This window comes from Nocardioides ginkgobilobae (assembly GCF_054781275.1).
Genome location: NZ_BAAGUS010000015.1, coordinates 66934 through 92279 on the forward strand (window position 1 = coordinate 66934; position 25346 = coordinate 92279).

Sequence of the window (25346 nt, forward strand, 5' to 3'; positions counted from 1 at the left end):
GCCCGGTGCCCCCAGTCGACCGCGTGACCGCCACCGGGCCGGCGTACGTCCTGGAGCGCGCGCCGGCGGCGACCGAGCGACCGCGCCTCGACGTCGACCAGCAGCGCGTGGTCGACCACGCGGGCGGTCCGCTGCTGGTGCTGGCCGGTCCGGGGACCGGCAAGACGACCACGCTCGTGGAGGCGATCGCCCGGCGCATCGAGGACGGTGCGCGGCCCGAGCAGGTGCTGGCGCTGACCTTCTCCCGCAAGGCCGCCGAGCAGCTGCGCGACCGGGTGACGGCACGCCTCGGGCGCACGATGAGCACCCCGCTGGCCTCGACCTTCCACTCCTTCGCCTACGGCCTGATCCGCGAGCTCGCGCCGGCCGAGCTCTACGAGTCGCCGCTGCGACTGCTCTCGGCGCCCGAGAGCGACGTCGTGCTGCGCGAGCTGCTCGCGCAGACCCCGGAGTCGGTGCGCTGGCCGCAGTCGCTCGAGCACGCGCTCGGCACCCGCGGCTTCGCCAAGGAGGTGCACGCCGTGCTCTCGCGCGCCCGCGAGAAGGGGTTGGAGGGGCCCGACCTCGCGCGCCTCGGCCGCGAGCACGGTGCCCCCGAGCTGGTCGCGGCCGGGCTCTTCCTCGACGCCTACCTCACCAACCTCGACGCGCAGGGCGCCACGGACCACCCCGACCTGATCCGCCGCGCGACCCTGGAGGCCGAGGTCCACCGCGACCAGCTGCGGGCGCGGCTGCGGCACGTCTTCGTCGACGAGTACCAGGACACCGACCCCGGCCAGGTCGCCCTGCTGCGGGCGCTGGCCGGCGACGGCCGCGACCTCGTGGCCGTCGGTGACCCGCACCAGTCGATCTACGCCTTCCGCGGGGCCGAGGTGCGCGGGATCCTCGAGTTCCCCACGGCCTTCCCGACCGCCGAGGGCCGGCCGGCCCCGGTGGTGGCGCTGCGCACCACCCGCCGCTTCGGGCCGCGGCTGCTGGTCGCCGCCCAGCGGGTGGCGGGTCGGCTCGGCCTGCCGGGCACGATCGACGAGGCCGCCCGCCAGGCGTTCCTCATGCCGCGCTCGGAGGCGACGGTCGAGGGCCGGGTCACGGTGCGCACCTTCGACACCGAGCGCGCCGAGGCCGAGCACCTCGCCGACCTGCTGCGCCGCGCGCACCTCGAGGACGGGATCGACTGGGACGAGATGGCGGTGCTGGTCCGCTCCGGCCGCAGCACCATCCCGCCGCTGCGGCGCGCGCTGGCCGCGGCCGGCGTCCCGGTCGAGGTCGCCAGCGACGAGCTCCCGCTGGTCCGCGACCCCGCCGTGCTCCCGCTGCTCGACGCGCTCCGCGCGGTGGTCCACCTGCACGAGGAGGACCCCGCCCACCCCGACCACGTCGGGCCGGCCCGGGCCGAGGCGCTGCTGACCGGTCCGCTGGGCGGCCTGGACGCCGGCGACGTACGCCGCCTGGCGCGACGCCTGCGCACCCGCGAGAAGGAGCGCGCCCACCGCGAGGAGCGCACCCCCCGACCCTCCCGCGAGCTGCTGCGCGCGTGCGTCCTCGACCCCGCCGTCCTCGCCGGGCTGCCCCACGGCCCCGAGGCCCCCGAGGTCGACCGGGTGCGCGCGGTCGCCGACCTGCTCGCAAGCACCCGGGCCGCGCTGGAGGAGGGCGAGTCCGCGGAGCACCTGCTCTGGCGGTTGTGGTCCGGCACCCCGTGGCCGGAGCGGCTGCGCCGGGCCGTCGAGAGCGGTGGTGGTGCCGCACGCCGGGCCCACCGCGACCTCGACGCGGTCTGCGCCCTCTTCGAGGTGGCCGCCCGGGCCGAGGAGCAGCGCGACCACCTCGGGGTGCGCACCTTCCTCGAGACGCTCGTCGCGCAGGAGATCCCGGCCGACACCCTGGCCGAGCGCGGCTCGCGCGGGTCCGCCGTGCGGCTGCTCACCGCCCACCGCTCCAAGGGCCTGGAGTGGCGCCTGGTCGTCGTCGCCCACGTCCAGCAGGACGCCTGGCCGGACCTGCGCCGACGCTCGACGCTGCTGCAGGCCGACCGGATCGGTGCGGGTAAGCTGGTGCCGCCGGTCAGTCGACGCGAGCTGCTGCTGGAGGAGCGCCGGCTCTTCTACGTCGCCTGCACCCGCGCCCGTGAGCGGCTGGTCGTGACCGCGGTGGCCTCGCCCGACGATGAGGGCGAGCAGCCCTCCCGCTTCCTCGAGGAGCTCGGGGTGAGCGTCGAGGCGGTCGTCGGCCGCCCCCGCCGACCGCTGTCGATGGACGGGCTCGTGGCCGAGCTGCGCCGCACCCTGGCCGACCCCGACACCAGCGAGCCGCTGCGCGAGGCGGCGGCCCGAAGGCTGCGCCGGCTGGCGGGGGAGCACGTCGGCAGCGGCGACCGCATCCGGCCGCTCGTCCCCCAGGCCGACCCCGGCGCCTGGTGGGGCACCCGCGCGGCCTCGCTGTCCCCGCAGCCGGTGCGCGACCCCGAGCAACCCGTCCCGGTCTCGGCGTCGGTCCTCGAGGCGCTCGGCCTCTGCCCGACCCGCTGGTTCCTGGCCGACGAGGCGGGCGGGGTGGTGCGCTCCCACCAGTCGGCCAACCTCGGCCAGATGGTGCACGCGCTCGCCGAGCGCGTCTCGACCGGTGAGCTCGACGCTGCGCCGGACGAGGAGGGCCTGGCGCTGCTGATGGAGCAGGTCGACGCGGTGTGGGGCCGGCTCGAGTTCCGCACGCCGTGGTCCCGGGCCCGCGAGCACGAGCGCATCCGGGTCGCGCTGACCCGCTTCCTGCGCTGGCACCACGCCAACCCCCGTGCCCTGGTCGGCACGGAGTCCCGCTTCACCACCGAGGTCGACCTGCCCGACGGCGAGCGGGTCCGGCTGATCGGGTACGCCGACCGGGTCGAGCTCGACCACGACGGCCGGGTCGTGGTGGTCGACCTCAAGACCGGGCGCTCGGCGCCCACGGGCCCGGCCGTGCAGCAGCACCTCCAGCTCGGCCTCTACCAGTACGCCGTGGACCGCGGGGCCGTCGACGAGGTGCTCGCCGCACACACCGGCAGCCCCGGCGTGGCGGGCGGCGCCGAGCTGGTGCAGCTCGGCCTCGAGGACGGTTCCGAGACCGCGACCGTGCAGCTGCAGGACGTCCAGCCCGACGGCGGGACCGCCCGTGAGGAGCTGCTGCGCCGGCTCCAGCACGCTGCGGTGATGCTGCGCCAGGAGAGCTTCCCGGCCGTGGCCGGCGCGCACTGCCGCGACTGCCCCTTCGTGCCGCTGTGCCCGATCAAGTCCGCCGGACCGGTGGTGGGGGCGCCGTGAGCCTGCTCGCCGACGGGCCGTTGGAGATCCGCACGCCCGAGGACCTCCAGCGCGCGATGGGCACCCCCTACGCGCCGAGCCCCCAGCAGTGGCGGGCGATCTCGGCGCCGCTGGCCCCGGCGGTCGTCGTGGCCGGCGCCGGCTCGGGCAAGACCACGCTGATGGCCGCCCGCGTGGTGCACCTGGTGCTCACCGGCCAGGTGCGCCCCGACGAGGTCCTCGGCCTGACCTTCACCACCAAGGCCGCGAGCGAGCTGCGCCAGCGGGTGCGCGAGGCGTTGCGCGCCGCAGGCGTCCTCGACGCCGACACCGAGGTCCCGCCGGACGGGGAGGCGCCCGACGACACCCTCGAGCCGACCGTGCTGACCTACCACGCCTACGCCGCCCAGCTGCTCTCCGAGCACGGGCTGCTCATCGGCCACGAGCCCGACACCCGCGTCATCACCGACGCCGCCCGCTACCAGCTCGGTGCCCGGGTGGTCGACGGCTGGACCGGCGACGTCCGCGCGCTGTCGGACCACCCGCCCACGGTCATCCAGAACCTCCTGGCCCTCGACAGCGCGATGAGCGAGCACCTGGTCGGTCCCGACGACGTGCGGCGCACCGACGAGGACGCCCGCCGCGGGTTCCTCCGCGCGATCGAGGAGGAGGCGGCCGGCAAGGGGCGCAAGACCTGGCGCGAGGCAGCCGAGAAGGCGATCCACGCCCTCGACCGCCGCGCGGAGCTGCTCGGCCTGGTCGGCGGCTACCGCCGGCTCAAGGCCGACCTCGGCCTCATGGACTTCTCCGACCAGATCGAGCTGGCCGCACGGCTGGCGCGAGAGCAGCCGGCTGTGGGCGCCGCGGAGCGGGCCCGCTTCAAGGTCGTCCTGCTCGACGAGTACCAGGACACCTCCGTCGCGCAGGCGGTCATGCTGGGCCACCTCTTCTCCGGGCCCGACCCCGAGCACGGCCGTGGGCACGCGGTCACCGCCGTCGGCGACCCCAACCAGGCGATCTACGGCTGGCGGGGCGCCTCGGTCTCCAACATCCTCGGGTTCGGGGAGACCTTCCCGGCCGCTGACGGCGGGCCGGTCCCGACGTACCCCCTCACGGTCAACCGCCGCTCGGACCGCCGCATCCTCGAGGTCGCCAACCGGCTCGCCGGTCCGCTGCTCGAGGCCTACCAGCAGGTCGAGCCGCTGGAGCCCAAGCCCGGCGCGGCAGACGGCACGGTCGAGGTCGCGGTGCACGAGACGCACGCCGACGAGCTGGCCTGGTTGGCGCAGGAGGTCGTGGCCGTCCACGAGCGCGGCGGCCGGTGGTCCGACGTCGGGGTGCTGTGCCGCGACAACCAGCACGCCGCGGAGGTCTTCGACGCCCTCACCGCCGCCGGGGTCCCGGTCGAGATCGTCGGCCTGTCGGGGCTGCTGCGGCTCCCCGAGGTCGCCGAGGTCGTGGCCTGCCTGACCCTGCTGCACGACGTCACGGCCAACGACGCCCTGCTCACGCTGCTCTCGGGGCCGCGATGGGCGGTCGGCCCGCGCGACCTGCGGTTGCTGGCCGAGCGCGCCCGCGAGCTGGCGGGCTTCTCGGCCCGCACCCGCCACGCCTCGGCGCTGGAGGAGCTGGTGGCCATCGCCGACGGGGTCGACCCCGCCGAGGTGCCCTCGCTCGACGACGCGCTGGCAGACCCCGGCGACCGGCCCTACTCCGAGGAGGCCCGCGAGCGGTTCGCCTTGCTGGCCGCCGAGCTGCGGCTGCTGCGCTCGGTGGTGGGCGAGCCCCTGCTCGACGTGGTGCGCCGGATCCTCGACGTCACCGGTGCCGACGTCGAGCTCGCCTCCGCGGTCAGCCCCGCAGCCGAGGCGCGCCGCGACAACCTCGACCTCTTCGTGCGCGCGGTCGCGGACTTCCAGGCCGTCGACGGCGCCGTGACCCTGCCTGCCCTGCTCGCCTACCTCACCGCCGAGGACGACCAGGGCAACGGTCTGGACCTGGCCACGCCCACGCTCGCCGACTCCGTCAAGCTCCTCACCGTCCACCGCTCCAAGGGCCTGGAGTGGGACACCGTCTTCCTGGTCGGCACCTGCGAGGGCCGCTTCCCCAGCAACCGCTCGCGCACCCTGTGGACCTCCTCGCCGGCCGTGCTCCCCGCGCCCCTGCGCGGCGACGCCGCCGACCAGCCGCAGCTGCTCGGCCACGACAAGGCCGCGCTCGACGCCTACCGCCAGGCGACCCGCGACCACGACGCCGAGGAGGAGCTGCGCCTGGGATACGTCGCGGTCACCCGCGCCGCCCACCGGCTCTGCGTCACGTCGTACTGCTGGTCCGAGCGCGCCACACCCTTCGGCCCCTCGGCCTACCAGCGGGTGCTCAAGGAGCAGCTCGAGGAGTGGGGGACCCCGCCGGGCACCTGGCGCGAGAAGCCGGTGAAGGGCGACCCCAACCCCTACGCCGCCGTCGACTCCTCCCGCCCCTGGCCGGTCACCACGGCCGGCCGGGAGGCGCTGCTGCGCCGCGAGGCCGCCCGCCGGGTCCGCGCCGCCGAGCCCGCTGCGCCTGACGAGGGCCTGGACATGATCGAGGCGGCGCGGGTGGCCGAGTGGGACGTCGAGCTCGACCGGCTGCTGGCCGAGGCGCGGCGCGACCGGGCGGCCCTCACCCGGGTGCGGCTGCCGGCGAGCCTCTCGGCGACCGCGATGTCGCGGCTGCGCGACGACCCCGACGGCTTCGCCCGCGACCTGGCGCGCCCCATGCCTCGTCCGCCGTCGTCCGCCGCGCGCTTCGGCACCCGGTTCCACGCCTGGGTGGAGGCGCGCTTCGGACAGCAGGACCTCTTCGACCCCGACGAGCTCCCGGGTCGCGGCGACGCCGGCATCGACGACGAGTCGGACCTCCAGGAGCTGGTGACGGCCTTCGAGACCGGCCCCTTCGGAGCACGGGTGCCGCACCGGGTCGAGGCGCCGTTCTCGCTGGTGCTGGCCGGGCAGGTGGTGCGGGGGCGGATCGACGCGGTCTATCGCGAGCCGGACGGCGGCTACCTCCTGGTCGACTGGAAGACCAACCGCCGGGCCGACGCCGACCCGCTGCAGCTCGCGCTCTACCGCCTGGCCTGGGCCGAGCTGCACGACCTCGATCCCGAGCAGGTGCGCGCGGCGTTCTACTACGTGCGCACCGGGACCGTCGAGGAGCCTGCCGACCTGCCCGGTCGAACGGCCCTCGAGGCGCTCCTCGGGGAGTCCTGAGGCGAGTCCTGGCCGCGGTTTAGTCTCGGGCCATGAGCGCTGTGGTGGTCGTCGGGGCAGGACCGGGGGTCAGCGGCTCGCTGGCCCGGCTGTACGCCGTGGAGGGCTGGTCGGTGGGCCTGGTCGGCAACGACGAGGCCGTGCTGGCCGACCTCGCCGCCACGCTCACCGGAGTCCGGGTCGAGCGCCGGGTCGCCGACGTGTCCGACCCTGTCGCGGGTCGGCAGGCCGTGGCCGACGTCGCCGAGCGGCTGGGCCGGGTCGACGTGCTGCACGTCAACCCCAGCGCCTACCGCGAGGCCGACCCGCTGCACCTGACCGTCGAGGACCTGCTGGCCGACGTGCGGCTGGGGGTCGGCACGCTTCTGACGGCCGTGCAGGCCGCCCACCCGTGGATGGGCCCGGGAGCCCGGGTCAGTGCCACGGGGTCGATGGCCGCCGACGAGCCGAACCACGTCGCCGCCTCGCTCGGCGTGCAGAAGGCCGGCCTGCGCAACCTCGTGCTCTCCCTCGACCGCACCCTGCAGGCCGAGGGCATGCGCGCGGTCTCGGTCACCGTGCGCGGAGCCCTGGCGAAGGAGGGGACGTTCAGCCCCGACGGCGTCGCGGCCGCGATCCTGGCCGCCACCCGCCAGGACGAGGCGGCCTGGCAGGCGGAGGTCAGCCACCCGTGAGCAGTGCTGCACCGTCGTACGCCCACCTGAGGATGGCCGCCGACGCGCACGACCGTGCGGCCCTGCGTCGCGCCGACGACGCCTGGCTCGAGGAGCGCTGGGCCGACCCCACGACCCGGGTGCTGGTCGTCTCCGGGACCCGGATCCGTCCGGTCGACGGCCGGGTCGACTGGATCTCCCCGGCCGAGGCCCCCGACGGACCCGGCGACCTGCGCGTGCTGCTGGGCGAGTGGCAGGACCGGGCGTGGTTCGCGGTCGTCACCGACGCCGCGGTGTCGAAGCAGGGTCAGGGATGGCTGCCGCTGCGCGGCCTGCTGCCGGCGCTCGCCGACGACGCGCTGGCCTACGCCCCGCTGGTCTTCCACGCCCTCGGCCTCGCCGAGTGGCTCTTCGTGACCCGCTACTGCCCGCGCTGCGCCGGGGCGCTGGAGCCGCGCCGCTCCGGCCACGAGCTGGTGTGCACCCAGTGCGGCAAGCCGCAGTTCCCGCGCACCGACCCCGCCGTGATCATGGTCGTGGCCGCCGGCGAGCCAGGCAGCGACGACGAGCGGTGCCTGCTGGGCCGCCAGGCGGTCTGGCCCGAGGGCCGCTTCTCCACGCTGGCCGGGTTCTGCGAGCCGGGGGAGACCCTCGAGGACGCCGTGCGGCGCGAGGTGCTCGAGGAGACCGGGGTCCGCGTCGGGGACGTGCAGTACTTCGGCAACCAGCCGTGGCCGCTCCCCGCCAGCCTCATGCTCGGCTTCGTCGGGCGCGCGACCAGCACCGAGATCGAGGTCGACCACGACGAGCTCGAGGACGCGCGCTGGTTCACCCGCGCCGAGATGCGCGAGCAGGCGGAGGCGGGCACGCTGGTGCTGCCCGGCGGGGTCTCGATCAGCCGCTCGCTGGTCGAGCACTGGTACGGCGGACCCCTGCCGGGTCAGTGGTGACCACGGCCGCGCGGCCGGTGTGATCAGGCCAGCGCGGCCAGCTTCTCCTTGACCTGCGCGAGCGAGGGGTTGGTCTGTGCGGTGCCGTCGGAGTACACCAGCGTCGGCACCGTCTGGTTGCCGCCGTTGACCTGCTCGACGATCAGCGCCGCGTCGGGGTCCTGCTCGATGTCGACGACGGAGTAGGCGATGCCCTCGCGGTCCATCTGGCTCTTCAGGCGGTGGCAGTAGCCGCACCACGGGGTGCTGTACATCGTCACGCTGGCTGTGGACGCGCTCATCGGGGCTGTCCCCTCCTCGATCTAGGCTGGTGGCCGTTCCCACCGACAACCTCACACGACCCGGAGTTGTTCCCGCCGATGCCCCCCGCCCCCACCCGTGCCGAGGCGCTGCTGGACGCGCTGGACCCCGAGCAGCGGGCGGTGGCCGAGGCGCTGCGCGGCCCGGTGCGGGTGCTGGCCGGTGCCGGCACCGGCAAGACCCGGGCGATCACCCACCGCATCGCCCACGGCGTCGCGACCGGCACCTACGCGCCGACCGAGGTCCTGGCGGTGACGTTCACGACCCGGGCCGCCGGGGAGATGCGCTCCCGGCTGCGCACGCTCGGGGCCGGCGGGGTCCAGGCGCGCACCTTCCACTCCGCCGCGCTGCGCCAGCTGCGGTACTTCTGGCCGCACGTGCACGGGGTCGACCTGCCGGTGCTCACCGAGTCCAAGATCGGGATGCTCGCCGGCGCCTGCCGGCGCCAGCGGCTGCGTGCCGACCAGGCCCAGCTGCGCGACCTCGCCTCCGAGGTCGAGTGGGCCAAGGTCTCCAACGTCGGCCCCGACGACTACGCGCGCATCGCCACGGCCCGGGGGCGCGAGGTGAGCGGGCTGGACGCCGAGACGGTGGGCCGGGTCTTCGGCGCCTACGAGGACGTCAAGCGCGCCGAGGGCCGGATGGACATGGAGGACGTCCTGCTGCTCACCGCCGGTCTGCTGGCCGAGGACGAGCGGGTCGCGGCGCAGGTCCGCCGGCAGTACAAGTGGTTCGTCGTCGACGAGTTCCAGGATGTCTCGCCGCTGCAGTCCGCGCTCCTGGACCTCTGGCTCGGCGGCCGCGACGAGATCTGCGTGGTGGGCGACCCCGCCCAGACGATCTACTCCTTCGCCGGCGCCAACGCCGACTACCTCCGCGACTTCCCGCGCAAGTTCCCCGGCACCACGTCGGTGGAGCTGGTGCGCAACTACCGCTCGACCCCGGAGATCGTCCGCACCGCGACGACGCTGCTGGCCGGCACCCCGAGCCAGGGCGTCGCCCTGCGCTCGGAGCAGCCGGCGGGCGCGGCGGTGGAGTTCGCCCCGCAGCCCGACGAGGTGGCCGAGGCCGAGGCCACGGCAGCGCGGGTCCTGGCGCTGCGCGACGAGGGTGTCGCGCTGTCGGAGATCGCGGTGCTCTTCCGGATCAACGCGCAGTCCGAGGCCTTCGAGGAGGCGCTCTCGGCCCGCTCCCTGCCCTACGTCATCCGGGGCGCCGGCCGCTTCTTCGAGCGGCCCGAGGTGCGCGAGGCCGTGACCCGCATCCGTGGTGCGGCCCGCAGCGCGCCGGGAGAGGACCTGGTCGAGACCGTGCGCTCGACCCTGGCGGGCATGGGCTGGACGCCGGAGCCGCCGCGCGCCCGCGGCCAGACCCGGGACCGGTGGGAGTCCTGGCAGGCGCTGGTCGACCAGGCCGAGGAGTACGCCGCCGGCGAGGGCACCGCGCAGGAGGACCCGCTCAACGCCTTCGTCGACGAGCTGGACCGCCGCGCCGCCGAGCAGCACGCACCGGTCGCCGAGGGCGTCACGCTGGCGACCTTCCACGCCGCCAAGGGCCTGGAGTGGGACGTCGTGTTCTGCGTCGGCCTGCAGGACGGCACCTTGCCGATCACCTACGCCGACACCCCCGCCGCGATCGAGGAGGAGCGTCGGCTGCTCTACGTCGGCATCACCCGCGCGCGTCGCACGCTGCGGCTGTCGTGGTCCGCGGCGCGCAACCCCGGCGGCCGCGGCAACCGCAAGCCCTCGCGCTTCCTCGACCCGGTGCTCCCGGAGTCGGCTCGCCCGGCGGAGCCGAGCGCGCGCCGCCGCGGGGCGATGACCTGCCGCGAGTGCGGGCGTCCGCTGACCACGCCGGCGGAGAAGAAGCGGGCGCGCTGCGAGGACTGTCCCGCCTCCTACGACGAGGAGCTCTTCGAGCGGTTGCGCGAGTGGCGCAAGGGGCGCGCCGACGAGGAGAAGGTGCCGGCCTTCGTGGTCTTCAACGACGCCACGCTGCAGCTGATCGCCGAGGTGCGCCCCACCACCGAGCGCGAGCTGCTCAAGATCAGTGGCATCGGCCGCTCGAAGCTGGAGAAGTACGGCGAGGACGTGCTCGGGCTGCTCGCCTGAGCGCAGCGGTCGCCGGCACCGGAGCCGCTCGGGCTGCCCCCTCGTGGCCCGTGGCCGCAGGTTGCCAGGAGAAAATCAAGAAATAGTCAATAAATGGTTTGCTCCTTACATCGTGCAGGCACTACCTTCCTGATCACGCCCTGAACACCCGCGCACCACGGTCCTGACAAGACCCGCGCCAGACGCACCTGAGGAGGTGGACCCCATGGAGAACATCACGCGCCAGACGACGGCTCAGACCCCGTCGCGCTTCGGCATGCCCGCATGCGGCCACCGCTGGACCCAGGTCCAGGGCTCCCTCCTCGAGGGTGCTGCCGTGCCGGCCGTCGTGCGTGATCGCGGCGCCAAGACCGGCGTCTTCGCCATCTACATCCCGGGTGACAACGCCTGGAGGCCACCGACCTGTTGAGACCAACAGTCACCGGCACCTCCAGGCCGCGGAACCCGACACCGGGATCCGCGGCCTTCGTGTTTCCCGGACCAGTCGAGCTGCGACCAGTCCCACGAGAGGAGGTGATCGAACCGATGACTGTCAGTGTCCTCGAGCTGCACGACGAGCTCGCCAAGGTCGACGACGAGACCATGCCCTGCCGGGTCAACAACCCCGAGCTGTGGTTCGCCGAGACCCCGGCCGACGTCGAGCGCGCCAAGGCGCTCTGCGTGGAGTGCCCCGTCCGCAGCCTCTGCCTCACCGGCGCCCTGGAGCGCCGCGAGCCGTGGGGGGTCTGGGGAGGAGAGCTCTTCCTGCAGGGAGTCGTCATCCCGCGCAAGCGGCCCCGCGGCCGCCCGCGGAAGAACCCCGTGGCCGCCTGAGCCGCCGTAGCACCCGCACCACCGCACCACCCTCCGAGCACCACCCACCGCACCACCCGAGAGAGAGACCACGAGATGTTCCCGCAGACCGAGACCCTGGCTCGCGCGCAGATCAGCGCCCGCCTGGGAGAGGCGCAGCGCCGGCGCCAGGGCCACGAGCTCGCTCGAGCCCACCGCTTCAGCCGACGCGCCGAGCACGCCGCCGTGCAGGCTCGACTCGCCCTCGCCCGAGCGCTCTGAGCGCAGCACCGCACCACGAAGAAGAGACCACCTGACATGCACAACGACACGATCCGGAGCACCACCATGGAACTCATGAACGAGAACCTGGCCCGCGCGCAAATGTCCGCGCGCCTGGGAGAGGCGCACGAGCTGCGACGGGGCCACCAGCTGGCCCGTGCCAAGCGCCTGGGCCGCAAGGCCGAGGTCGCCGCTCAGCAGGCGAGGCTCGCCCTCGCCCGCGCCCTCTGACGAGGACGGGCTGCAGGCACGACACCATCGGCACCTGATCGCGGGTGCCACCCGGGAGCCGGGGCAACGACGGAGAGTCCGTCGGGGCCCCGGCTTCCCGGCATTTCGGGACACCGACGCACCGCGGGCGGAGCCTCGGCGTCGTAGGCTCCAGCATGCTCACCTGCGACTTCTGCGGTCGGCGCGAGGACGACGAGGCCGCGGTCCTGCGCTGGAGCACCGCGGTCGAGGACGGACGACGACACCGCTACTGCGAGACCTGCTCGCGCGAGCACCTGCGCTCGATGGAGGGCAAGCTGGCCCCCGAGCACTGGTGAGCGGCCAGCTCGGCCCAGCCGCAGCCGCACCGCGGGTGCCGCAGCCACTCCTGCCGCTGCGGTGAGGGGTCGGGGCCCAGTCGCACCGTCGCCGACCAGGTGCTCGGCCGCTCCCCGTCGACCCAGCGCAGCACGTCGCGGACCGCCCAGGCCAGTGCCAGCTGCCAGAGCACGGGGTCCAGCGGGACGGGTGCGGTCACGTCCGTCTGCTGCTCGAGCACCAGCGGCCGGCGTGGGTCGAGGTCGGCCAGGTGCGCATCGAGGCAGCGCAGGCAGGCGGTGCGGCCCGGCGCGACGAACGGTCCGAGCACGACGTGGTCGAGCTCGCCGTGCACGAGCAGGTGCGGGCGGTCCTGCTGCGTCAGGGTGTCGACCTCGGAGCGGTGCGGCTGTCGCTCCCGCAGCACCAGCACCACGTCGGGTGGCCCGGTGCGGGTCGGGACGCCGGCGGTGGCCAGCAGCCGCTCCACGGTGACCCGCTCCGGTGAGGGGCCGTCCACGGCCACGACCGCCTGGCGGCGTACGGCCCAGCGCGCCGCGGCGCCGGCCGGGTCCGCGCACCACGTGGCCGCGAGGGCGGCGCGTTCGACCGGCCCGGCGGCGTACGACGCCAGGCTGGTGCGCAGGGCGGGACCGTCGACGAGCAGTCCGGCGGTGTGCAGCCGGCCCAGGGCGAGGGCGGTGCCGGGGGAGTCACGCAGGTCGGCCGCGAGCGGCGATCCCTCCTGCAGGGCGCTGAGCACCCGGCGTACCTCGGGGGTGTCGGGCAGGACGGCGGCTCGTGCGTCGAGGCCGACCTGGAGGTGTTGGGCGTCGCGTCGGGCCACGGCGGTGCCGGGCAGCAGCCGCGGCTGCCCGGGGAGCGGACCGGCCGGTGCGTGGGTCGGGGTCATGACCGTGGTCTACCCGGTCCGTGACGTCGGCGCCGCCGCTCCTCCACAGGCCGCCGGGCTCCATGCCCGGGGGCGGAAAGCACAGGACCGGCACCCGCCGTGAGGCGTGTGCCGGTCCTGGGTGGTCCTCCCGGTGAGGCTCAGGCCTTGCCGAGGATCCGGTTGAGGTTGGTCGAGCAGACGGGGCACACGGCCTTGGCCATGCGGGTGCCCTTGTCGTTCACCTTGACCTCCCCCTCCGCCTCGCGCTTCTCCTTGCACTTCACGCAGTAGAACTCGCCGCTCCAGGTCTCCGCCATGACGGCCTCCTTGCCTCTGTCTCACTTCGGTCGTCGCGGCGGGGAGAGTGAGGGGAAGCCCGCCGGGGCCAGGCGGTCTGCCGCCGGCCGAGACGACCCTACGGCACGCTCAGCCAGGCGTGCGACAGGCGCCCCCCAGCGGTGCGCCGAGCGTGTCGGCGCGGGGGAGCCGGACGCTGGTTGGATGGGGTGCCATGAGCACCTCGACGCCCGGGCCCGCTCCGGTCCCCGCCCTGTCCCACCTGCGCCTCGAGCGGCCCTCCGAGGGGGTCGCCGTCCTGGTCCTGGACAACCCCGACATGCGCAACGCCATGTCGGAGGAGATGACCTCCTCGTGGGTGGCGGCGCTCGAGGCTCTCTCCGTCGACCCGACCGTGCGCGTGGTGGTCGTGACGGGGGAGGGGAGCGCGTTCTCCTCCGGCGGCGACACCGCGTGGATCGCCAGCGAGCCCGAGGCCGGGGTCGACCGGCTGCGCTCGCGGATGCTGCCCTTCTACCGCGCGTGGCTGAGCATCCGGCGCCTGGAGGTGCCGACGATCGCGGCGATCAACGGTCCGGCCATCGGGGCCGGGCTCTGCCTGGCCCTGGCCTGCGACATCCGGTACGCCGCGGAGGGCGCGCGCATGGGTGTCCCGTTCGTGCGGCTCGGGCTGCACCCCGGCATGGCCGGCACCCACCTGCTGCCCGAGGCGGTCGGGGTGGCCGCGGCACGGGACCTGCTGCTCACCGGGCGCCTGGTGCGCGACGACGAGGCGGTCCGGCTCGGTCTGGTCTCCCGGGTGCTCCCGCCCGGGACCTTCCTCGAGGAGGTCCTCGAGACCGCCCGGGGGATCGCGGGGACCGCGCCCATCGCGAGCCGGCTGACCAAGCTGGCGCTGCTCGACGGCGGGCACGCCGACTTCGAGGCGGCGCTGCAGTGGGAGGCGCTCGCGCAGCCGGTCACGCTCGCCACCGCAGACCTGCAGGAGGGCATCGCGGCGGCGCAGGAGAAGCGCGCGCCCCACTTCCGCGGGGTCTGACCCCGGCTGCGCTCCTGCCCCGAGAGCTGGTGCGGGCCCCCGGCCGGCACCGTAGGTCTGCCTTCCCCTTGCGGACCTCCGGAGCCGGACCCGGGGGCCCGTCTGCGCGGGACGCTAGGCGTCGGTGGCGAGCGGGGTCAACGCGGCGCGGCGATTCGCCTCCCCACCCTGTGGAGGACGCTGTGGACGACGCTGTGGAGACACGCCCGGAACCCGTGGAGGAGCACCGCGTGCCTGTGGGCGGGACCTGTGGAGGAGCGACGGGCCGCAACGCCCGTCGCCGCACCTGACCTGGGCGGACGTTCCTCCACCGGGTGTGGAGGGAAGAGGATGGGGGCCATGACCAGACCGCAGGAGTACGCCGACGGTCCGATCGCCGCCCTGCGCCGGGTCGCGTTCCTGCTCGAGCGCGGCCGGGAGGACACCTACAAGGTCAAGGCCTTCCGCGGTGCCGCCGCCGCGCTGCTGCCCCTGGACCCCGACGACGTCGCGGCCCACGTCGAGGCCGGCACCCTCTCCTCGATCCCCGGGATCGGTGCGAGCTCGGCCGCGGTGGTCGCCGACGCGGTCCGCGGCGTCCTGCCCGACCGCCTGGCGCGGCTCGAGGCCGAGCACGGCGGCCCGCTGGCCCAGGGGGGCTCCGAGCTGCTCGCGCAGCTGCGCGGGGACCTGCACTCGCACTCCGACTGGTCCGACGGCGGCTCGCCGATCGAGGAGATGGCCTTCACCGCGATGGAGCTGGGCCGGGAGTACCAGCTGCTCACCGACCACTCGCCGCGTCTCAAGGTCGCCCGCGGGCTCTCCGCCGAGCGGCTGGCCCGCCAGCTCGACGTCGTCGACGCCGTCAACGACCACCTCGACGCCACGGGCGCGGGGGAGGGCTTCACCCTGCTCAAGGGGATCGAGGTCGACATCCTCGACGACGGGTCGCTGGACCAGACCGACGAGCTGCTCGCCCGCCTCGACGTCCGGGTGGCCAGCGTCCACTCCAAGCTGCGGATGGACGCGGACGCGATGACCCGACGGATGCTCGCCGCGGTCCACAACCCCTTCGTCAACGTCCTGGGCCACTGCACCGGCCGGTTGGTCACGGGCGGGCGCGGGAAGCGCCCCGAGTCGGAGTTCGACGCCCGCGCGGTCTTCGAGGCGTGCGCGGAGACCGGCACCGCGGTCGAGATCAACTCCCGACCCGAGCGGCGCGACCCGCCGACCCGGCTCCTGGAGCTCGCCCGCGACCTGGGGTGCCTGTTCGCGATCGACACCGACGCGCACGCGCCCGGCCAGCTGGACTTCCTGGCGTACGGCGCCGAGCGGGCCGCGGCCGCGGGCATCGAGCCGGACCGGATCGTCACGACCTGGCCGAAGGACCGGCTCCTGGAGTGGGCCGCGGTCTGACCCGGACCGGGTCCGGGCCGGGTACAGGTCGCACAGGTCGGCGCGGGTGTCCGGCGAGGTCCCCGGCGCGGGCGGCGCGCCGGGCTAGTGTCGAGCCATGACGGCGGTCGAGGTGCGCAGGTCCAAGCGCCGCCGTCGTACGGTCTCGGCCTACCGCGAGGGCGACCGGATCGTGGTGCTCGTGCCGGCCACCCTGACCCGGGCCGAGGAGGCCGAGTGGGTCGACACCATGGTGGCCCGGATCGAGCGGGCCGAGGCACGCCGCCGGCCCAGCGACGACGCGCTGATGGAGCGCGCGCTGTCGCTGTCGGACCGCTACCTCGGCGGGATCGCCGTGCCCGAGTCGGTGCGCTGGGTGGACAACCAGTCGAGCCGCTGGGGCTCCTGCACGCCGGGCGACCGCACCATCCGGCTCTCTACCCGGCTGCAGGGCATGCCGACCTGGGTCATCGACTACGTCCTGGTGCACGAGCTGGCGCACCTCATCGAGACCCACCACAACGACAGCTTCTGGGCCTGGGTGGACCGCTACCCCCAGGCCGAGCGGGCCAAGGGCTACCTCATGGGCTGGTCGGCCGCGGCCAAGCTGGAGGACCTGCCCGAGGGCCACGTCGACTGAGCCCGCCTGGTTCAGCGGGCGGCGGACCCCGACCGGGCCAGCGCGATGAGCGCGTGCATCTCGTCCTCGAGCTCCGGCAGCGCCGAGAGGTGGAACCACCGCACGTCCAGCGACTCCTCGCTGGTCTCCGGCCGCGCCGCGAGCGGAGCCCGAGCGACGTAGCGGACGTCGAGGTGCTGGACCGGGCCGCGGGGGTCGCAGAACGCGACCGTGTGCTCGCTGAGCTGGGCCGGCCCCGGGTCCACGCTCAGCTCGGCCAGCCCCGACTCCTCCAGCCCCTCGCGCCGGGCGGCGGCCAGGAGCGTGGCGTCCCCGGGCTCGAGGTGGCCACCGAAGTGGAACCACCGACGTGCCTTGCGGTGCAGGTTGAGCAGCACGTGCTCGCCGGTGCGGTCGACGACCAGGACCCCGGCCGTGAGGTGGTCGGGGAAGCAGGACCGCGCCACCCCGTCCTCGTGGGCGCGCAGGTGCCCGACGAAGCGCGTGCGCAGCGCCTCCTGGGCGGCGTCCGGTGCCGTCCAGCCGTCGAGGGTGCGCAGTGCGTCGGCGTGCAGGGCGTCCGCGTGCAGGCTCACGCGGTCGGGGAACCGTCGCCGGTCCCGCCCTCGCCGCCGTCGCCCTCGTCGGGGCCGTCGAGGAGCTTGCGCAGCTCGGCGTCGAAGTCCTCCTCCGACAGCGAGTCCGGCGCGGTGGCGTCGGCGCGGAAGCCCAGGGGGTCGTCGAGATCGGCCGCGGTGGGCAGCAGGTGCGGGTGCATCCAGACGCCGTCGCGGCCCTCGATGCCCTGCCGGGTGCGCAGCGAGCCCCACAGGGTGGAGGCGTCGCGCAGGCGCCGCGGGCGCAGCTCGAGCCCGACCAGTGCGGCGAAGGTGTCCTCGGCGGGACCGCCGGCGGCGCGGCGGCGGCGCACGGCCTCCTGGAGCTTGGTGGCCGACGGCATCCGCTGCGCCGTGGCCTGGCCCACGACCTCGTCGACCCAGCCCTCGACGAGCGCAAGGACGACCTCCAGCCGCTGGAGGGCGGCCTGCTGCACCGGCGACTTGGGGATGTCGAACATGCCGCCCTCGACCAGGCGCTGCATGGCGGCCGGGTCGGTCGGGTCGATGCCGCGCAGCTGCTCCTCGACCCGCTCCTGGATGGCGTCGGTGTCGATCTGGATGCCGCTGGCGTAGTCGGTGACCGCCTCGACCACGTGCTCGCGCAGCCACGGGACGCCGGCGAAGAGCCGCTGGTGGGCGGCCTCGCGCAGTGCGAGGTAGAGCAGCACGTCGTCGTCGCTGACGTCGAGGCCCTCGGCGAACGCGGCGACGTTGGCCGGCACCAGCGCGGCCCGGCCGGCCGGGGCCAGCGGGACGCCGACGTCGGAGACGCTCAGCACCTCCTGGGCCAGGGTGCCCAGGCCCGAGCCGACCTGCGAGGCGAGCATGCCGCCGATGACCTTGCCGAGCATGCCCAGCAGCGGCCCGGACATGGCGCGGGCCTCCTCGGGCAGCGCGTCGGACAGCGCGTCGACCGAGCGGGCGGCGATCGGCTCGACGAGGTGGCGCCAGACCGCGGCGGTCTCCACGACCCACTCGGCGCGGGACCAGGCGGTGGTGCTGGTGATGCCGGAGGGCAGGTCCGTGGCGTCGTCGAGCCAGTGGTCGGCCAGCCGGACGGCGTCGGCGACGGCGTCCTTCTGCTTCTGGGTGGGGCTGGGGTCGGGCTGCTGCGCGACGACCCGTCGCGCGGTGTCGAGCGCCAGCTCCCAGTTCAGCGGGCCGTCGTAGGGCTGGAGCATCGCCTGGATCTGGCCGAAGAGCTGACCGAGGTCGGGCATCTGCCCGCCCGCGCCGCCCAGCTGCTGCCCGAAGGCCTGGAACTGCTGCTGGAAGTCCTTGCCGAAGGCGCCGCCCAGGCCACCGCCGAGCCCGCCGCCGGCCATGCCGCCGAAGAGCTGCTCGAACGGCGTGCCCTTGAAGGGGTTGGGCTGCTCGTCCTCGCCGCGGCCCTCGTGCTCGCCTGTGCCGTCGTCGCCACTGCTCATGGGTCCACGGTACGCCGGGCGGCAACTCGCTACGGTGTGCCGGTGACCGACTCCCAGCCCCAGGACCAGCCCGTGGGCGCGACCCCGGACCCGTCGTCCCGCGTGCGCCTGGTCGACGTGCGCGACACCCCGCTGGACGTGGCGGAGGTGCTGGCCGCCATCGCCGACGAGCACGCCGGTGGGGAGACGCTCTTCGTGGGGCGCGTGCGCGACCACGACGGCGGCCGCGGCGTGCTGTCGCTCGACTACTCCGCCCACCCGACCGCGCTCGCGCGGCTGCGGGACGTCTGCGAGCAGGTGGCGGCCCGGCACGAGGTGCGCGCCGTGGCCGCGGTCCACCGCGTCGGCGCCCTGGCGATCGGCGACGTCGCGGTCGTCGTCGCGACCTCGGCGGCCCACCGCGGCCAGGCCTTCGACGCCAGCCGCGACCTGATCGACACCCTCAAGGCGGAGGTGCCGATCTGGAAGCACCAGCGCTTCGCCGACGGCGAGGAGGAGTGGGTCGGGACCCCCTGAGCCGCGACCGACGGGTCTCGGGTGGACGCGGCACGCCTGCGCGACGACGTACCCGCTCTCGCTTAGCCTGCGAGTCGTGGAGATCCTGCTCTGGCTGCTGCCCGCCGCCCTGGTGACGGTCGTGGCGATGTGCTGGGTCGGCTGGGTCGGTCGCGAGCGGCCCGAGCCCGACCGCGAGGTCCTGCTGCGCCGCCTGGAGAAGGGGCTCTCCTCCGGGACCCCGGTGCGGTACGCCGCCGCGCGGCCCGAGCGCGACCGCAGCACCGGCATCGCGGTACGGCGCTCGCGCGGGCGCGGCGACTGATGACCTGGTCGGGGACCCCGCCGGCCCGTCTGAGGGTCTGCTGAGGACTCGGCAGGACCGTGCACGCCCGGTTGGCGCCGGATGAGAGGGTGACCTCATGTCCCAGCGCACCCTGGCCGCGCTCCTCGCGGTGCCCCTGGTGCTGGCGATGCTCGTGGCGGCCGCCTTCACCGAGCTGCCGTACGCGACGTACGCCCCCGGACCGACCGTGGACGTGCTCGACCAGCCCAACGGGTCGGAGACGATCGCGGTCCGCGGGGTGAAGACCTTCCGCGACAACGGCCAGCTGCGCCTGACGACGGTCAGCGTGAGCCCGGTCGGGGACCGCCTGAGCCTGCCGGAGCTGATGTCGGCGTGGTGGTCGGGCGACCGCGCGGTCTACCCCTACGACTACGTGCACCCCGAGGACGTCACCCCCGAGGAGGACGAGCGCGAGGGCGCGGTCTCGATGGTGACCAGCCAGGACGTCGCGATCGCCAACGCGCTGCGGGCCCTGGACTACGAGGTCGAGCCGACCCTCCAGGTCGCCTTCGTCGTGCCGGACTCGCCCGCCGACGGCGCCCTGGAGGTGCGCGACGTGCTGCTGCGGGTCAACGGCGAGGAGATCACCGACGCCGAGGAGATGGTGCGCACCATCCAGGGCACCGAGCCCGGCGAGCAGGTCACGTTCCTGCTCGAGCGGGACGGGGAGCGCCGCACCGTCTCGGTCACGCCGCGCGAGGAGGAGGACGGTGTGGTCCGGGTGGGGTTCACCCCCGGCCAGGGCTTCCGCTACCCGTTCCCGGTGTCGGTCAACATCGACCCCGACATCGGCGGCCCCTCTGCGGGCATGATCTTCGCCCTCGGCATCTACGACACCCTCACCGAGGGCTCGCTGACCGGCGGGGGAGCGGTGGCCGGCACCGGCACCATCGACCTCGACGGTGCCGTCGGCCCGATCGGCGGCATCCAGCAGAAGATCGCCGGCGCCGAGCGCGACGGTGCCGAGCTGTTCCTCGTGCCGGCCGACAACTGCGCCGACGCCGCCCAGGTCGACGACGGCGCCCCACGCCTCGTGCGGGTCGAGACCTTCGAGGACGCCCTGTCCTCGGTCCAGGCCTGGGCCGAGGACCCTGACGCCGACCTGCCGACCTGCGAGGAGGACGCGTGAGCGAGCCCCTGGACCCCGAGACCCCGCGCGTGGGGGACCTCGACGTCGACCCGGCCCTCGCCTCGGCGGTGCTGGAGATCGAGCAGCACGCCAGCACCCTGGGCTGGGACCAGCCGGCGAAGCTCTTCGCGCTGGTCGACACCGCGCAGCTGGTGCAGCGCGAGCCCGCGCTGGCCGCCGCGATGGGCCTGGACGACGCTGCCGAGCAGGGGTCGTTGACGGCGGTGGAGCAGGACGGGCTCGACCCCCGCACCGCGCTGGAGCGCTCGCTGGAGACCATCACGTGGCCGGCGGACGTCACCGGCTGCGCGGCCGTGGTCGAGCGCACGGTGCTGCCGCCCGAGGCCGACGCCGAGATCCCCGAGGACCCCGCGGAGGCAGCGTCGTACGCCGCCTCCCACCCGCACCGCCAGGAGCTGCGCCTGGTGGCCGGTGCGACGCGCGCGGGCGCGACGTACTGCGCGATGCGCTTCCGCAGCCACGACGACGACACCAAGGTGGTGGGAGGGACCGACCTGGTGCCCGCCCTGCTCGAGCTGCTGGCGGCGACGCTGGCCGAGACCGACCCGACCGACGAGGAGCACGATCGACCGTGAGCAGCACTGCGGAGACCCCCGACCTCCCCCCGCCCCCGACCCGCAACCCGCGCTCGCGGGCGCTGGTCATCACCGGGGTGGTGCTGGTCGTCGCCTTCTTCGGCCTCACGACCTTCTCCGGCTTCTACACCGACCGGCTGTGGTACGTCTCCGGCGGCTACGGCGAGGTCTTCTCCACCCTGCTGTGGACCCGGGTCGGCCTCTTCGTCGCAACCGGTCTGGTGATGGCGCTCGTGGTGTGCCTCAACATCGTGCTGGCCTTCCGGCTGCGCCCGATCTTCGTCGGCATGGGCGACCCCAACGGGATGGGCCGCTACCGCGACGCGATCACCCCGATCCGCCGCTGGGTGGTGCTCGGCATCGGCGCGGTGCTGCTGGTCTTCACCGGCACCTCCGGCGCCGGCCAGTGGCGCACCTTCCTGCTGTGGCGCAACGGCGGTGAGTTCGGCAGCGAGGACCTCTACTTCGGACGCGACATCGGCTTCTTCGTCTTCGACCTGCCCTGGTACCACTTCGTCGTCGACCTGGCGATGGCCGTGCTCGTGCTCTCGGTGATCGCCGCGGCACTGACCCACTACCTGTACGGCGGCATCTCGCTGCAGGCCTCGGCCGGGGAGCGGATGAGCGGCGCCGCGCAGGCCCAGCTCTCGCTGCTGGTCGGCCTGTTCGTGCTGGCCAAGGGCGTGGACTACTGGCTGGACCGCTTCGACCTGCCCAGCGAGACCGGCAGCCTGATCACCGGCATCACCTACACCGACGACAACGCGGTGCTGCCGGCGCGCAACATCCTCATCGGCATCTCGGTCATCTGCGCGATCCTGTTCTTCCTCAACGTGTGGCGCCGCACCTGGATGCTGCCCTCGATGGGCGTCGCGCTGCTCGCGCTCTCGGCGATCCTGCTCGGGCTGATCTGGCCCGGCATCGTCCAGCAGTTCCAGGTCCGCCCCTCCGAGCTGGACCGCGAGAGCGAGTACATCGGACGCAACATCGAGGCGACCCGGGCGGCCTACGACCTCACCGACGTCCAGATCGAGCCCTACACGCCGGAGGCGTCGATCGGGGCCACGCTGGCCTCGCTCGACGGGCAGACCAAGTCCACGCCGCTGGTCGACCCGCAGGTCGTGCGGGCCGCCTTCGAGCAGACGCAGCAGGTGCGCGGCTACTACTCCGTGGCGCCGGTGCTGGACGTGGGGCGCTACGAGATCGACGGCACCGACCGGGCGCTCGTGCTCGGGGTCCGCGAGCTCAACCAGGACGGCATCTCGGACCAGAACTGGACCAACCTCCACACCGTCTTCACCCACGGCAACGGCATCATCGCGGCGTACGCCAACCAGCGCGGGCGCGACGACCGCAGCCAGCTCGACACCGAGTCGGCCGGTGACACCGCCGCGGGCCTGGAGTGGGCGCAGGGCACGCAGGCCAACGAGAACGACCTGCAGGAGGCCACCGGCGGCTACGAGGACCGGGTCTACTACGGCGAGAACAGCCCGGAGTACTCCATCGTCGGCAAGCCGAGCCCGGACGCCGAGGACTACGAGCTCAACCTGCCGCTGCAGGGATCGGAGGTCGGCGCCTCGACGACGTTCGAGGGCGAGGGCGACGCCCCGGTGGGCTCGACCTGGAACAAGCTGATGTTCGCCATCAAGTTCGGCGAGACCAACTTCCTGCTCTCGGACCGGGTCAACGAGAACTCCCGGGTGCTCTTCGACCGCGACCCCACCGAGCGGCTGCAGAAGGTCGCCCCGTGGCTGACCGTGGACTCCGACCCCTACCCGGCGATCGTGGACGGCCGGATCCAGTGGATCCTCGACGGCTACACCACCACCGACCGGTTCCCGGGCGCGGAGAAGGACTCCTACTCCGACATGATCGACGACGCGCTGGCCGACGCCACGACGGGTCTGCAGACGATCCCCACCGACCAGATCAACTACATGCGCAACGCCGTGAAGGCGACCGTGGACGCCTACACCGGCGAGGTCGTGATCTACGAGTGGGACACCGAGGACCCCCTGCTGAAGGCGTGGATGTCGGCCTTCCCGGGCGTGGTGCAGCCGATCGAGGAGATCCCCGACGAGCTGCGCGAGCACCTGCGCTACCCCGAGGACCTGTTCAAGGTCCAGCGCTTCCAGCTGGCGCGCTACCACGTGACCGACCCCAGTGACTGGTACCAGTCGAACAACCGCTGGGAGGTCCCTGAGGACCCGTACGCGCAGCGGACCTTCCAGCCGCCGTACCGCCTCTTCGTCGACGGCCCGACGGTGGCCGGTGAGGAGGAGACCTTCTCGCTGACCTCGGTCTACACGCCGTTCCGCCGCGAGAACCTGGCCTCCTTCGTCTCCGTCGACTCCGACGCCACGTCGGAGGACTACGGCACGATGCGGGTGCTGGAGCTGCCCAACGAGCAGACCCCGGGCCCGAACCTGGTGGCCAACCAGTTCGCCTCCGACGAGGAGGTCGCCTTCGAGCTGGCCCAGTTCGACCGCTCGGGCGCCCGGCCGGTCTACGGCAACCTGCTGACGCTGCCTGTCGACGACGGGCTGATGTACGTCCAGCCCGTGTACGCCGCCCGCCAGCTCTCCGACGCCAGCTTCCCGATCCTGCGCTTCGTGCTCACCAAGTACGGCGACGACATCGGCATCGGCTCCACCCTGCGGCTCTCGCTGCAGGACCTACTCACCAACGCCGGTGGCGGGACGGGCTCGGTCGACCCCGAGCCGGAGGACCCGACCGAGGGCAACGTCGACCCGGAGCCGGAGCAGCCCGAGGAGACCGACCCGCCGCTGGAGGGCTCGGCCGCCGAGCAGATCCAGCAGCTGCTCACCCGCGCCGAGGAGGCGTTCACCGCAGCCGACGAGGCCCTCGCCGAGGGCGACCTGGCGGCGTACCAGGAGAACGTCGAGCGGGCGCAGCAGCTGATCGAGCAGGCGCTCGCGCTGCGGTAGGACCCCGATTTGGCCGTGTCGGTGGGCCCTGTGTAACGTGGGGTTCACCGACGCGGGGTGGAGCAGCTCGGTAGCTCGCTGGGCTCATAACCCAGAGGTCGCAGGTTCAAATCCTGCCCCCGCTACAAAGTAAAACCGCAGGTCAGAGGCCGTTTTCGGAGTTATCCGGGAGCGGCCTCTGGCCGTCTCCGGAGCAATTTGTCGGCAATTTGTCCGCAGACGGCGCTTGGATCGCAGTCATCAACGTCTCCCACTGACCCACCGCGGATCAGCTCGTTTCATGGTGTTTCTGGGTCTGATGAGCGGGGTCCCGGCTTCCCTGTGCGGGTCGGCGAGCACGTGGGCAGACGAGCGAAAACCTTCTGTCGACAACGCGTGACATTGGTCAGGATCGGGCTGAACCTGGGTCCAGGAAGCACGCCCACTTCGGTGGCCGTGGAGCCGACGTCCCGCTGTCGTCTCGGAGCGCCGCGACAGCAACGAGTCAGTCGGGGAGAGACAACCCCGCATCCGAGCCCCCAGGGGCGCGAGGCGTCGGATCTGTAGCCCGCGCTAGGTCCGGGGGAGAACCCCGGCTCGGTAACTTCACTCCTGTAGGGATCAAGGGTCCGGCCAAGCTAAATCTGGCACCGGCTTGTACCCCGTGAAGAGATGGAAGAGGGTGCGAGACCCTCCCGCCCTGTCAACGGTGGACACCGCTTTTGGCCCTATGGGATGGGTTAGGGCGAAGTGTGCCCACCACAATCAACCCCCCCAAGCCCGCACTACCGGCCGGCTCACTTTTTGGAGTGCTTCGTGGCCCGACGAGGAGCCAGCGTTCTGACTTCACGGGCAGCTCGCGCACGCCAGTGCGCCGCGTCAGCGGCGCACTCCTGCGTCGCACGCGAAGTTCCGCGACGAAATCCTTGGCGTCTCCGAGATGTGGCCAGACCATGGAAACCAGGCAGGAAACACACATGAACTTGAGGGCTTGAGAGATGAGTGATCTGGCGTCTGCCCGCTACCGGGCAGCGGTCGCGGTCGAGATGCGTCTAGCAGGCTCGAGCTACGACGACATCTCACAAGCTCTGGGTTTCGCCAACAGGTCAGGCGCATGGAAGGCGGTCGATAGGACCCTCGGGCGCATTCAGGACCAGAAGGCCTCCGCCTACTTCGCCGAGACGATGAACGACCTGGACATGCTGCATGAGCGAGCTTGGGCAGCCGCCATGGCCGGTGACCTCAAGGCGATCGCGACCTGCCTCCGCGCCGGACGGATGAAGCGGCGACTGGCCGGCTGCACGTGTGCGAATGCGCAGAAGGGGCGAAGAGTCTCAGGGACTGCTGCACGATCAGGTGACAGTTCGGGTTAGGCAGCCTGGACGGCTTTGGTGGTCATGATGGTTTCGTACTCGACGGGGGTCAATCGTCCGAGACCGGGCTGTCGACGGCGCCGGTGGTAGG

The 25346-nt window shown here is 73.6% G+C and carries 24 protein-coding genes and 1 tRNA gene; 20 read left to right on the top strand and 5 right to left on the bottom strand.

Features of this window, described 5'->3' with window-relative positions:
• Nucleotides 1–5 precede the first annotated feature (5 nt).
• Genes ACYVID_RS14235 through nudC form a run of 4 tightly spaced genes read left to right on the top strand, consistent with a single transcriptional unit; the run spans nt 6 to nt 8126 of the window.
• The gene (locus ACYVID_RS14235; protein ID WP_460738127.1) at nt 6–3296 is read left to right on the top strand and encodes an ATP-dependent helicase; all 3291 of its coding nucleotides are present in this window, start codon (nt 6–8) and stop codon (nt 3294–3296) included.
• Nucleotides 3293–6523: an ATP-dependent helicase gene (locus ACYVID_RS14240; protein ID WP_460738129.1), complete on the top strand. Its 3231-nt coding sequence runs from the start codon at nt 3293–3295 to the stop codon at nt 6521–6523. The genes ACYVID_RS14235 and ACYVID_RS14240 overlap by 4 nt, the downstream gene beginning before the upstream one ends.
• A gap of 32 nt (nt 6524–6555) precedes the next feature.
• On the top strand, nt 6556–7197 hold the full coding sequence (locus ACYVID_RS14245; RefSeq protein ID WP_460738134.1) for an SDR family oxidoreductase: 642 nt from the start codon (nt 6556–6558) through the stop codon (nt 7195–7197).
• Complete coding sequence (gene nudC / locus ACYVID_RS14250) at nt 7194–8126, top strand: NAD(+) diphosphatase (RefSeq protein WP_460738136.1); 933 nt, start codon at nt 7194–7196, stop codon at nt 8124–8126. The genes ACYVID_RS14245 and nudC overlap by 4 nt, the downstream gene beginning before the upstream one ends.
• Nucleotides 8127–8149: 23 nt before the next feature.
• On the opposite strand, the gene ACYVID_RS14255 is transcribed toward nudC, so the two are convergent.
• Complete coding sequence (locus ACYVID_RS14255; RefSeq protein WP_300639553.1) at nt 8150–8407, bottom strand: mycoredoxin; 258 nt, start codon at nt 8405–8407, stop codon at nt 8150–8152.
• Between the two features lie 78 nt (nt 8408–8485).
• Between ACYVID_RS14255 and ACYVID_RS14260 the strand changes: the two genes are divergently transcribed.
• The 6 genes from ACYVID_RS14260 (at nt 8486) to ACYVID_RS14285 (ending at nt 12138) form a co-directional block, all read left to right on the top strand.
• Complete coding sequence (locus ACYVID_RS14260; RefSeq protein ID WP_460738138.1) at nt 8486–10537, top strand: UvrD-helicase domain-containing protein; 2052 nt, start codon at nt 8486–8488, stop codon at nt 10535–10537.
• A gap of 205 nt (nt 10538–10742) precedes the next feature.
• Nucleotides 10743–10946: a hypothetical protein gene (locus ACYVID_RS14265; protein WP_460738140.1), complete on the top strand. Its 204-nt coding sequence runs from the start codon at nt 10743–10745 to the stop codon at nt 10944–10946.
• Nucleotides 10947–11062: 116 nt separating this feature from the next.
• Nucleotides 11063–11350 carry a WhiB family transcriptional regulator gene (locus ACYVID_RS14270; protein ID WP_460738142.1) on the top strand — a complete coding sequence of 96 codons (288 nt, stop codon included), beginning with the start codon at nt 11063–11065 and terminating at the stop codon, nt 11348–11350.
• 75 nt (nt 11351–11425) lie between these two features.
• A complete protein-coding gene (locus ACYVID_RS14275) occupies nt 11426–11590 on the top strand; it encodes a hypothetical protein (RefSeq protein WP_300639540.1) in 165 nt (54 codons plus the stop codon).
• A gap of 75 nt (nt 11591–11665) precedes the next feature.
• A complete protein-coding gene (locus tag ACYVID_RS14280) occupies nt 11666–11821 on the top strand; it encodes a hypothetical protein (RefSeq protein WP_460738144.1) in 156 nt (51 codons plus the stop codon).
• Nucleotides 11822–11976: 155 nt separating this feature from the next.
• Nucleotides 11977–12138: a hypothetical protein gene (locus ACYVID_RS14285; RefSeq protein ID WP_460738146.1), complete on the top strand. Its 162-nt coding sequence runs from the start codon at nt 11977–11979 to the stop codon at nt 12136–12138.
• Here ACYVID_RS14285 and ACYVID_RS14290 read toward each other — a convergent pair.
• Nucleotides 12069–13031: a TOMM precursor leader peptide-binding protein gene (locus tag ACYVID_RS14290; RefSeq protein ID WP_460738148.1), complete on the bottom strand. Its 963-nt coding sequence runs from the start codon at nt 13029–13031 to the stop codon at nt 12069–12071. The two genes, ACYVID_RS14285 and ACYVID_RS14290, sit on opposite strands and share 70 nt — an antisense overlap.
• A 140-nt stretch (nt 13032–13171) precedes the next feature.
• Nucleotides 13172–13330, bottom strand: coding sequence for a DUF5679 domain-containing protein (locus ACYVID_RS14295; protein WP_091115022.1), 159 nt, complete (start codon nt 13328–13330; stop codon nt 13172–13174).
• Between the two features lie 194 nt (nt 13331–13524).
• Here ACYVID_RS14295 and ACYVID_RS14300 point away from each other — a divergent pair, with 194 nt between their 5' ends.
• The 3 genes from ACYVID_RS14300 to ACYVID_RS14310 all read left to right on the top strand — a co-directional run bounded on the left by ACYVID_RS14300 (nt 13525) and on the right by ACYVID_RS14310 (nt 16363).
• Nucleotides 13525–14349 (top strand): enoyl-CoA hydratase/isomerase family protein, encoded by an 825-nt coding sequence (locus ACYVID_RS14300; protein ID WP_460738150.1) that lies wholly within the window; start codon nt 13525–13527, stop codon nt 14347–14349.
• A 339-nt stretch (nt 14350–14688) separates the two neighbouring features.
• Complete coding sequence (locus ACYVID_RS14305) at nt 14689–15744, top strand: PHP domain-containing protein (RefSeq protein WP_460738151.1); 1056 nt, start codon at nt 14689–14691, stop codon at nt 15742–15744.
• A 97-nt stretch (nt 15745–15841) separates the two neighbouring features.
• Nucleotides 15842–16363 carry a M48 metallopeptidase family protein gene (locus ACYVID_RS14310; RefSeq protein ID WP_460738153.1) on the top strand — a complete coding sequence of 174 codons (522 nt, stop codon included), beginning with the start codon at nt 15842–15844 and terminating at the stop codon, nt 16361–16363.
• A gap of 11 nt (nt 16364–16374) precedes the next feature.
• Here ACYVID_RS14310 and ACYVID_RS14315 read toward each other — a convergent pair whose 3' ends face one another.
• Entirely contained in the window at nt 16375–16938 is a 564-nt protein-coding gene (locus ACYVID_RS14315; protein ID WP_460738155.1) for an NUDIX hydrolase, read from the bottom strand.
• Nucleotides 16935–18389, bottom strand: coding sequence for a zinc-dependent metalloprotease (locus ACYVID_RS14320; RefSeq protein WP_460738157.1), 1455 nt, complete (start codon nt 18387–18389; stop codon nt 16935–16937). Before ACYVID_RS14320 ends, ACYVID_RS14315 begins: the two co-directional genes overlap by 4 nt.
• A 42-nt stretch (nt 18390–18431) precedes the next feature.
• Here ACYVID_RS14320 and ACYVID_RS14325 point away from each other — a divergent pair, with 42 nt between their 5' ends.
• From ACYVID_RS14325 to ACYVID_RS14355, 7 genes are all read left to right on the top strand, one after another.
• Nucleotides 18432–18905: a molybdenum cofactor biosynthesis protein MoaE gene (locus tag ACYVID_RS14325; protein WP_460738159.1), complete on the top strand. Its 474-nt coding sequence runs from the start codon at nt 18432–18434 to the stop codon at nt 18903–18905.
• A gap of 76 nt (nt 18906–18981) precedes the next feature.
• Complete coding sequence (locus ACYVID_RS14330; protein ID WP_460738161.1) at nt 18982–19209, top strand: hypothetical protein; 228 nt, start codon at nt 18982–18984, stop codon at nt 19207–19209.
• A gap of 97 nt (nt 19210–19306) precedes the next feature.
• A complete protein-coding gene (locus ACYVID_RS14335; RefSeq protein ID WP_460738163.1) occupies nt 19307–20359 on the top strand; it encodes a YlbL family protein in 1053 nt (350 codons plus the stop codon).
• A complete protein-coding gene (locus ACYVID_RS14340; protein WP_300639502.1) occupies nt 20356–20955 on the top strand; it encodes a PPA1309 family protein in 600 nt (199 codons plus the stop codon). Before ACYVID_RS14335 ends, ACYVID_RS14340 begins: the two co-directional genes overlap by 4 nt.
• Entirely contained in the window at nt 20952–23903 is a 2952-nt protein-coding gene (locus ACYVID_RS14345) for a UPF0182 family membrane protein (RefSeq protein WP_460738165.1), read from the top strand. The genes ACYVID_RS14340 and ACYVID_RS14345 overlap by 4 nt, the downstream gene beginning before the upstream one ends.
• Before the next feature lie 51 nt (nt 23904–23954).
• Nucleotides 23955–24028, top strand: a tRNA-Met gene (locus tag ACYVID_RS14350).
• 852 nt (nt 24029–24880) lie between these two features.
• Nucleotides 24881–25255, top strand: a complete 375-nt coding sequence (locus ACYVID_RS14355; RefSeq protein WP_460738167.1) for a hypothetical protein — start codon at nt 24881–24883, stop codon at nt 25253–25255.
• Nucleotides 25256–25346: the final 91 nt, after the last annotated feature.

Bases quoted from the DNA above. Each gene is read 5' to 3' on its own strand.
- ACYVID_RS14275 (WP_300639540.1), top strand. From the start codon at position 11,426: ATGTTCCCGCAGACCGAGACCCTGGCTCGCGCGCAGATCAGCGCCCGC.
- ACYVID_RS14335 (WP_460738163.1), top strand. From the start codon at position 19,307: ATGTCCCAGCGCACCCTGGCCGCGCTCCTCGCGGTGCCCCTGGTGCTG.
- ACYVID_RS14290 (WP_460738148.1), bottom strand. From the start codon at position 13,031: ATGACCCCGACCCACGCACCGGCCGGTCCGCTCCCCGGGCAGCCGCGG.
- ACYVID_RS14265 (WP_460738140.1), top strand. From the start codon at position 10,743: ATGGAGAACATCACGCGCCAGACGACGGCTCAGACCCCGTCGCGCTTC.
- ACYVID_RS14305 (WP_460738151.1), top strand. From the start codon at position 14,689: ATGACCAGACCGCAGGAGTACGCCGACGGTCCGATCGCCGCCCTGCGC.
- ACYVID_RS14310 (WP_460738153.1), top strand. From the start codon at position 15,842: ATGACGGCGGTCGAGGTGCGCAGGTCCAAGCGCCGCCGTCGTACGGTC.
- ACYVID_RS14245 (WP_460738134.1), top strand. From the start codon at position 6,556: ATGAGCGCTGTGGTGGTCGTCGGGGCAGGACCGGGGGTCAGCGGCTCG.
- ACYVID_RS14270 (WP_460738142.1), top strand. From the start codon at position 11,063: ATGACTGTCAGTGTCCTCGAGCTGCACGACGAGCTCGCCAAGGTCGAC.
- ACYVID_RS14255 (WP_300639553.1), bottom strand. From the start codon at position 8,407: ATGAGCGCGTCCACAGCCAGCGTGACGATGTACAGCACCCCGTGGTGC.
- ACYVID_RS14300 (WP_460738150.1), top strand. From the start codon at position 13,525: ATGAGCACCTCGACGCCCGGGCCCGCTCCGGTCCCCGCCCTGTCCCAC.
- ACYVID_RS14295 (WP_091115022.1), bottom strand. From the start codon at position 13,330: ATGGCGGAGACCTGGAGCGGCGAGTTCTACTGCGTGAAGTGCAAGGAG.
- ACYVID_RS14260 (WP_460738138.1), top strand. From the start codon at position 8,486: ATGCCCCCCGCCCCCACCCGTGCCGAGGCGCTGCTGGACGCGCTGGAC.
- ACYVID_RS14355 (WP_460738167.1), top strand. From the start codon at position 24,881: ATGAGTGATCTGGCGTCTGCCCGCTACCGGGCAGCGGTCGCGGTCGAG.
- ACYVID_RS14320 (WP_460738157.1), bottom strand. From the start codon at position 18,389: ATGAGCAGTGGCGACGACGGCACAGGCGAGCACGAGGGCCGCGGCGAG.
- ACYVID_RS14285 (WP_460738146.1), top strand. From the start codon at position 11,977: ATGCTCACCTGCGACTTCTGCGGTCGGCGCGAGGACGACGAGGCCGCG.
- ACYVID_RS14280 (WP_460738144.1), top strand. From the start codon at position 11,666: ATGAACGAGAACCTGGCCCGCGCGCAAATGTCCGCGCGCCTGGGAGAG.